The organism is Desulfosalsimonas sp., from assembly GCF_046483245.1.
Lineage (GTDB): Bacteria > Desulfobacterota > Desulfobacteria > Desulfobacterales > Desulfosalsimonadaceae > Desulfosalsimonas.
The window spans coordinates 1-8492 of record NZ_JAWODO010000001.1; the positions used below are offsets into that span (position 1 = coordinate 1).

General features: G+C 54.3%; 9 protein-coding genes. 7 read left to right on the forward strand and 2 right to left on the reverse strand.

Translation table 11 applies throughout. From position 1 onward, the window contains the following. The 6 genes from R6U41_RS00005 to gltA all read left to right on the forward strand — a co-directional run. The coding region (locus R6U41_RS00005) for an NAD(P)H-hydrate dehydratase (RefSeq protein WP_410267782.1) at positions 1-596 on the forward strand (596 nt) is incomplete at its 5' end. 52 nt (positions 597-648) lie between these two features. Continuing rightward, positions 649-768, forward strand: a complete 120-nt coding sequence (locus R6U41_RS00010) for a hypothetical protein (protein ID WP_410267790.1) — start codon at positions 649-651, stop codon at positions 766-768. Continuing rightward, on the forward strand, positions 731-1405 hold the full coding sequence (locus tag R6U41_RS00015; RefSeq protein WP_410267783.1) for a sensor histidine kinase: 675 nt from the start codon (positions 731-733) through the stop codon (positions 1403-1405). The genes R6U41_RS00010 and R6U41_RS00015 overlap by 38 nt, the downstream gene beginning before the upstream one ends. 166 nt (positions 1406-1571) lie before the next feature. Beyond that, positions 1572-3119: an ATP-binding protein gene (locus R6U41_RS00020; RefSeq protein WP_410267784.1), complete on the forward strand. Its 1548-nt coding sequence runs from the start codon at positions 1572-1574 to the stop codon at positions 3117-3119. Between the two features lie 75 nt (positions 3120-3194). Beyond that, positions 3195-4028, forward strand: a complete 834-nt coding sequence (locus tag R6U41_RS00025) for a sulfide/dihydroorotate dehydrogenase-like FAD/NAD-binding protein (RefSeq protein WP_410267785.1) — start codon at positions 3195-3197, stop codon at positions 4026-4028. Between the two features lie 41 nt (positions 4029-4069). After that, positions 4070-5482: an NADPH-dependent glutamate synthase gene (gene gltA, locus R6U41_RS00030; protein ID WP_410267786.1), complete on the forward strand. Its 1413-nt coding sequence runs from the start codon at positions 4070-4072 to the stop codon at positions 5480-5482. A gap of 9 nt (positions 5483-5491) precedes the next feature. Here gltA and nadA read toward each other — a convergent pair whose 3' ends face one another. Further along, complete coding sequence (gene nadA / locus R6U41_RS00035; protein WP_410267787.1) at positions 5492-6397, reverse strand: quinolinate synthase NadA; 906 nt, start codon at positions 6395-6397, stop codon at positions 5492-5494. Positions 6398-6462: 65 nt separating this feature from the next. After that, positions 6463-7143 carry a LolA family protein gene (locus R6U41_RS00040; RefSeq protein ID WP_410267788.1) on the reverse strand — a complete coding sequence of 227 codons (681 nt, stop codon included), beginning with the start codon at positions 7141-7143 and terminating at the stop codon, positions 6463-6465. A gap of 515 nt (positions 7144-7658) precedes the next feature. Here R6U41_RS00040 and R6U41_RS00045 point away from each other — a divergent pair. Further along, positions 7659-8492: 3-hydroxyacyl-CoA dehydrogenase family protein (locus R6U41_RS00045; RefSeq protein WP_410267789.1), on the forward strand; the 834-nt coding region annotated here is incomplete at its 3' end.

The following is an 8492-nucleotide window of genomic DNA, read 5'->3' on the forward strand; positions in this document are numbered from 1 at the left end:
CCCTGGGTCCCGGCATCGGCACAGCGGATAGCACAAAGGAACTTGTGCGCACATTAATAGAAAAAAGCCCTGTGCCTGTGGTGTTGGACGCAGACGGCATAAACTGCCTGGCCAAAAACCCGCAGGCACTGGCCGGAAAAAAATCAGACGTGATACTTACACCCCACCCCGGGGAGATGGCAAGGCTTACAGGCACTTCCACCGAGCACATTCAGGAAGACAGGATTGCCGCGGCCAGGGATTTTGCAGAAACACACAAGGTTTACCTGTTGTTAAAGGGCGCACGAACAATCGCAGCCTGCCCGGACGGGAAGGTTTATGTAAATCCCACCGGCAACCCGGGCATGGCCTCAGGAGGTATGGGAGACGTGCTCACCGGAATAATAGCCGGATTCACAGCCCAGGGAAAAGACGCGGAGACAGCATGCCGCATGGGCGTCTACCTGCACGGAGCATCGGCTGACATGCTTGCGCAAAAACGCGGCCCTTTCGGCTACATTGCAACAGATGTCATGCACAATATGCCTGAAACCATAAAAGCCGTCACTGACGGCACGTTTACGGATATAGCCCATGAGTGCCGACCGATGCTGTGATCTATCCGTGAAAACCCGAAGTTCAGCAGAAACATTTGAGCTCGGGCGCCTGATGGGCAAAAATACGGCCGGGCCCTGCACCATAGGCCTACTGGGCGACCTGGGAGCCGGCAAAACAGTTTTTATCCAGGGCCTTGCCAGCGAGGCAGCTGGCAGCGGGCGTGGCCCATGAGATCAACAACCCGCTCACCGGTATTCTGATGTATTCCAGCATGGTGCTGGAGCATCTGGAATCCGGCAATCCCCTGAGAAAGGACCTTGAATGCGTTATCGAGGATGCCAACCGGTGCAAGGAGATCGTCAAAAGCCTGCTGGTCTACAGCCGGAGTACGGATTCGCGCCGTCAGATCATTCATATCAACAAGCTGGTGGAGCAGAGCTTCCGTCTGACCCGGGACCAGAAGATTTTTCGCAATATCTGCATTCAAAAAGAGCTGGCCGATGAGATGATGCTGATCAACGTGGATACCAACAAGCTCAGTCAGGTGATTATCAACCTGATTATCAATGCCGCCGATGCCATGGGCGGCAGGGGTGAACTCACTGTGCGCACTTATCGGAACAAATCGGCCCAAAAGGTTTTTCTGGAAATTGCCGATACCGGCCCGGGCATTGCCGAAGAAAATCTCAACAAGATATTTGACCCCTTTTTTTCCACAAAGCCAAAGGGCAAAAGCACCGGCCTGGGCTTAAGCATTGCCTACGGCATTGTGGAGCAACACGGCGGCCGGATTTCCGTTAAACAAACCGGGCCGGAGGGCACAACGTTTCTGCTGGAACTGCCCCAGTATATCCCGGCAGAAAGTTGATGGCACCGCAAAAAGTTCAATATCTGCGTTACGCGCAATTTCTCAGAATTTCACGTACGGATAACTACGCTGCATTCTTCGAAATTGTGCAAGCCTTGATCTTGAACTTTTTACGGCGCCATCTATAATCAGACTTTTACGGGCGCATGAAAGCTAAGAGGAAAAAATGACGACAAATCAGGACCATGAAGAATTTATGCAAAAGCCTTCCCGGAATCCGGATGCTGAAGGCGACATAACGGTGCGGGGAAACGTTGAGGAGATTTTTTTCCAGCCAAGGGTGCTGGTCATCGATGATGAGGAACGGATCCGGGATGCCTGCGACCGCATGCTCACCGAGGACGGATTTGAGGTGGCATGCGCCTGCAACGGCGAAGACGGTCTGCAGTTAATCCAGGAGGCCCACTTTGACATCATTCTGCTGGATCTGATGATGGCGGGGTTATCGGGTTTTGAGGTGCTCACCCGGGTCAAGTCCCTTCATCCGGATACGGTGATCATCGTGATTACCGGTTACGCCACCATTGAGCACTCCATCGAGGCCATGAAAAAGGGAGCCTTTGATTTTCTGCCCAAGCCTTTTTCCCCCGAGGATCTGCGGCTGGTGGTGCGAAAGGCCATAGAGTTTATCCGTACACTTCAGGACATTTCCACGGAAAAGTCTCGCATGCGGGTACTGATCAACCTGCTGGCCGACGGCGTGCTGACTACTGACAATCAGAAGAAAGTGGCCCTGGCCAACCCGGCTTTTCTGAAAATGATCGGCTCCACCCGCACAAATGTTCAGGGCTGCCCGGTGGATGAAATCGTTACCGATTCCGCGCTGCTGGAAATGATCGATCAGGCCCTGGGTCAGCCCTCTGGCAGTTTTGCCGAGATCACCGAAGAGATCCGGATCAAGGGAGATTCAGAAGACAAGGAAACGATTCTGGGTGCCACATGCATACCCTTTCGGGACCGCCTGAACCGGAATCTGGGCACGGTGACCGTGTTAAACGATATTACCACCCTAAAGCATCTGGACCAGGTCAAGTCGGATTTTGTGTCCATGGTGGCCCACGAGATCAAAAGCCCTTTGAATTCGGTGCTGATGCTCCTCGATAATGTAAAATCCGGTCTGGCCGGCGAGGTCAACGAGAAGCAGACCGAAATCCTGGGCCGGGTCACCGAGCGGATCAAATCTTTGACTTCGCTTTCGGCTGAACTGCTGGATCTGGCCAAAATTGAATCCGGGCTGATTCACCAGGAAAGAGAAGAGGTGGATATAGCCGCACTGATGGCAGAGCAGGCGGATTTATACAGACCCAAGGCAGAAGCCGGATCCATTGACATGCAAGTGCTGCCGGTCGATGGGCCGGTGACGGCAATGGGCAATCGCACCAATCTTTGCGAAGTTATGGCCAACCTGATCTCCAATGCCATCCGCTATACCCCGGAAGGCGGACAAATTCGGATTTCTGCAGGGGTTGAGGACAATTTTGCGGTTTTTTCCGTGGCAGACACGGGATTCGGCATTGACCCGGAGGAGAAGGAGCGGATTTTCCAGCGTTTTTACCGGGTAAAGACCGAGCAGACCCGGCCCATCAGCGGCACGGGCCTGGGGCTTGCCATTGTCAAAAGCATTGTTGAGGCCCATCACGGCCGCATCCAGGTTGACAGCCAACCTGGTCAGGGCAGCACGTTTCGGGTATATTTGCCCAGAATGCAAATGTAAACCAACCCGGGGGGATTGGAAAACCTGTTCCCTGAAAACCTGGACGGGTTGAATCGAACCAGTGGAGGATACAGCATGTTTAAAATCGTAAAACGAGAAACCATGGCTGATGACACGGTTGTCTTAAACGAAATCCAGGCGCCGCGGATTGCGGTCAAGGCCCGTCCCGGCCAGTTTGTCATCCTGAAAGCCAATGAGACCGGAGAGCGGATTCCGCTGACCATTTCGGATCTGGACCCGGAAAAAGGCACCATCACGGTGATTTACATGGTGGTGGGCAAGTCCACGGCCCTGTTTCAGACCCTTGCGGTTGGGGACGGTTACCAGGACGTGATCGGTCCCCTGGGAAAGCCTACGGATATTGAAAAGCTCGGCAAAGTGGTCTGTGTTGGCGGCGGTACGGGTGTGGCGGTGCTGTTTCCCATTACCCGGGGCTTTAAGGAGGCCGGAAACGAGGTGGTCAGCATTATCGGCGCCAGAAACAAGGACCTGCTGCTGCTTGAAGACAAGATGAAAGCGGCATCCGATCAGCTCCATGTGTGCACGGATGACGGTTCATACGGGCATAAGGGCTTTGTCACCGAAGTGTTAAAGGATGTCCTGGACAATCACAAAGTGGACCTGGTTGTGGCCATCGGCCCGGTGCCCATGATGAAGTTTGTCTCCAAGCTCACCTATGAATACAATGTCAAAACCCTTGTCAGCCTTAACCCGATCATGATTGACGGAACCGGGATGTGCGGCGGATGCCGGGTATCGGTGGGCGATGAAACCAAGTTTGCCTGCGTGGACGGCCCGGAATTCGACGGCCACAAAGTCGATTATGACGGACTGATGCAGCGGCTCAATGCCTATGCCCAGGAGGAAAAGGTCGCTTACGAACAATACTGCAAATTGCACCAAACCTGATGTATGAACAGGGCCTCCCTGGAGGCAACGGAGGAAGCAACATGACACAAAAAGCGTCGAAAAAGGAAAAAATCCCGCGTCAGCCCATGCCGGAACAGGCCCCGGAGGTGCGGCGGCGAAATTTTGAGGAAGTCCCACTGGGATACAGTCCGGAAACGGCTGTGAAAGAGGCACAGCGCTGCTTGCAATGCAAAAAGCCCGCCTGCGTGACCGGGTGCCCGGTCCAGGTGGATATCCCCGGGTTTGTGGGCCAGATTGCCGAAGGCAATTTTGAAAACGCCATTCAGACCATCTGGGGCAAAAACAGCCTGCCGGCCATCTGCGGCCGGGTCTGCCCCCAGGAAATTCAGTGCGAGGGCGAATGCATCCTTGGCAAAAAAGATCAGCCCCTGGCCATTGGCAACCTGGAACGGTTTGTGGCAGACCGTGCCCGGGAGGAAGTCGCCTGTGAATTTCCGGCAAAGGCGGCGCCCACGGGCAAAAAAGTGGCCATTGTGGGCTCCGGGCCCTCCGGGCTGACAGTGGCTGGCGACCTGCTGCTCAAGGGACATGACGTCACCCTTCTTGAAGCCTTCCATAAACCCGGCGGCGTTCTGGTTTACGGCATCCCGGAATTCCGCCTGCCCAAGGAAATCGTGGCCTGCGAGGTGGCGGGCCTTGAAAAGCTGGGCCTGCGAATTGAATGCAACAACGTGGTGGGACGCACCGTGAGCCTGGATGAATTGTTTGAGGACGGCTATGATGCGGTTTATATCGGCGTGGGTGCCGGCTTGCCCAAATTTCTTAATATCCCCGGGGAAAATCTCATCGGCATCTATTCGGCCAACGAATACCTGACCCGGGCAAATTTGATGAAGGCTTACCGGTTTCCCGAATACGACACGCCCCTGGCCAAGGGCAAAAACGTGGCGGTTCTGGGTGCGGGCAACGTGGCCATGGACTCGGCCCGAACGGCCATGCGCCTGGGAGCGGAGAAGGTGCGTATTGTCTATCGCAGAAGCCGAGATGAGATGCCGGCCCGGGCTGCGGAAATTCATCATGCCGAAGAAGAGGGCATTGAGTTTTATCTTCTGACCAGTCCCATTGCCTTTATCGGTGATGAAAACGGCCGGGTGGTGCAGATGAAGTGCCTGCAGATGGAACTTGGTGAGCCTGATGAATCCGGCCGCAGGCGGCCGGTTCCCGTTGAGGGCTCCGAGTTTCTGCTCGACTGCGACCTTGCGGTGGTGGCCGTGGGCGCTGACGCCAATCCCCTGCTGACCCAGTCGGATCCCGAGATCGCCCTGAACAAATGGGGCTATATCATTGCAGATGCCAAAACCGGCAAAACCACCAAAAAAGGCGTGTGGGCCGGCGGCGACATTGTCACGGGCCAAGCCACTGTGATCCTTGCCATGGGAGCGGGAAGAACCGCAGCCGACTCCATCCATGATTATCTGACAATCGGCTGGTAGGCCCCGCGTTTACCGGATGGAAAGCATTTTTTGGACAGCTGAAAGCGCCGGGTTCCGGATTTCTTCCGGAACCCGGACTTCGCCGGACAAGTGCGCCAGGGTTTCGGCCACATGCTCGGGGGTGATTTTTTTCATGTCCGCGCAATACATTTTTTCCGAAGCCGGATAAAACCGTTTGCCTGGATTGGCTTTTTCAAGGGGATAAATCAGGCCGGTTTCGGTTCCCACGATAAACTCGGTGTGCGGTGATTGCCGCGCGAACAAAAGCATTCCCGAAGTCGATGTCACTACGTCGGCCATGGCCGTAACCTCTGGCCGGCATTCGGGATGGGCCATGAAAACAGCCCCTGGATAGCGCCGGCGGACCTGGTTTACCATCTCCGGGGTCAGCTGTTGGTGATAGGGGCAGTACCCGTTCCATGCGTGAATGGTGATGCCGGTTTGTGCCGCGGTATAGGCGGCCAGGTTCCGGTCCGGGGTCATGAGGATTTCATCTGAATCCAGGCTGCGGGCCACTTTCACGGCATTGGCCGAAGTGCAGCAGACCGTGGAAATGGCCTTGACCGCAGCCGGTGAATTCACATACGTGACCACCGGCATTTCCGGCAGGGTTTTGACTTTTTCGGTCAGGGCCGCAGGCGTGACCATGTCGGCCATGGGGCATCCGGCATCGGGCTGGGGCAGCAGCACGGTCTTGTCCGGGCAAAGAATGGATGCGGTTTCGGCCATGAAGTGCACTCCGCAGAACACCACCACATCGGCACTGGTTTCAGCGGCCTTTATGCTCAGTTCCAGGGAATCGCCGCACAAGTTGGCCAAATCCTGGATTTCCGGCGGCTGATAATTATGGGCCAGGATCAGGGCGTTTTGTTTTCGGGCAAGGTTTTTGATCTTTTGGATAATTTCCGGGTTCATGGTGTCCTGTTTTCTGCTGCTGGAGCCAATATTGTTAGCTCCGGGTTTTGGTGCATGGAATCGTATTAATTTTCCATTTGGATGACATCTGCGCCCGCCGGGATCTCAAAGTCAAACAGCCGGTCCGGCATTTCCGGGTGAAATTCCACATTTTCAAATACAATCCGGGTGATGTCGCCATAGATGTTTTCCGTTGTGACCTTCTCGGTTTCAAGGCTTTTGCGGTTGACTTCCATGTAGATCTGCTTAAGATCGCCCTGCTGCCTGCGGGGAATCAATTTGATCCGCCAGGACTGGTCATCGGAATTTGCAAGGGAGGCCTCAAAAACGTCTGTGATGCGGGTAATGTCGGCCAGAAAGCTTGCTCCCCGGCCGCCGCCGAAATGCCCGGCTGCATCGCCCACCACCACCTGGCGGTCAGCAGGACGGTGAATCCAGAGGGTGTCGCCGTCTGTGACAATAAGATAGGTCTCGGGCGCCTCGTATTGCCAGCGCATTTTTCCCGGGTGTTTGAACCAGGCCCGGCCTTCGGCGCTGTCGGTGATGTCCATGGCTTTGAGGGTGGATTCCTGGCGGAAATTTGCGGTGAAATTTTTTTCCCCGTAGTGATCGTTTAGTTTTTCAATCACCTCCTCCACGGTTTTTCCGTTCGCAGCATCCTCTTTTCCAACCGCCGGCGGCACGCCTGCTGACAGACAGAGCATGCAAAGAACAGCAATGATGGAAAACCATTTTTTTGTCAGCATTTGCGGGTATCCTTTTTGGGTTTTTTGGTTTTGGGAACTTGATCAACATCTTTGGTTTATAGCCAATTCATGCGGTCCGTGTTTGGCAATGGCCGCTGATATCCATATTTATTATTTATTATAATGCAAAAATGGATGTTCTGTCATGTTTTTTGCCATGTAAAGTAAAATCCGGCAAAAATGTCAACCGCATTGTTTTTCCCACGGGCAATCGCAGGCATGCATTTTTTTCATGGTCGACTGCCGGAGTGACTGCCGGCAGAATATTTGCATCCGGGGTTGTGCCGCCCTTTGTACAGGGTGGCCGGGCAGGTGATTTTTTTCTTTATTTCAGGCGGTTTTGCCGGCATTTGTTGCCGGTTTTTTCCTTGACTTGGGGTCTGCCGGTCTGATAGATAAAAACTTTTTATCAAAGGAAGGCTTTCGGCACATCCAATTGACCGGATGCTCAGTATAAATCAAAGGCATTTTACCCTAGTTTTGCTGGTTTAAACCAATATATCAGGAGGTACGTTATGCAAAGAAGGATCGCAAAGGCAGCTGTTGTGGGTTCCGGGATCATGGGGGGCGGAATCGCCGCCCTGCTTGCCAGTGCAGGCATCAAGACCCTGCTGCTGGACATTGTCCCGTTTGATCTCTCCGATGAGGAGAAAAAGGATCCCAAGGCCCGCAACCGGATCGTGGAAAAGGGCCTCGATGACGCCATCAAGTCCAAGCCGCCGCTTTTTATGGACAAAAAAAGCGACCCGGCACTGGTCACCACCGGCAACCTCGAAGACGACATTGACAAGCTCGCCGATGTTGACTGGATCGTGGAAGTGGTGGTGGAAAATGTGAAAATCAAGCAGGAGCTGTTCAAGAAAATCGACAAGGTGCGCAAAAAGGGCACTGTGGTCAGCTCCAATACTTCGGGTATTCCCTTAAAGGAAATGTCCCAGGATCTCAGTGATGACATGAAAAAGCATTTCCTGGGCACCCATTTTTTCAACCCGGTGCGCTACATGCACCTGCTGGAGATTATCCCCGGTCCGGACACAAGCCAGGACGTGCTTGAGTTCATGGCTGATTTCTGTGAAAAATACCTGGGCAAAGGCATTGTCTGGGCCAAGGACACTCCCAATTTCATCGGCAACCGCATCGGTATCCAGGGCATGGGCAAAGCCATGCACGCCATGCTTGAGCACGGCCTGACCATTCCCGAAGTGGACGCCATTTTCGGCCAGCCCATGGGCCGGCCCAAGACCGCTACATTTAAGACCGCCGACATGGTGGGGCTCGATACCATGTATCACGTGGCCAAGAATTGCTACGACATGTGCCCGGACGATGAAATGCGCGACACCATGGCC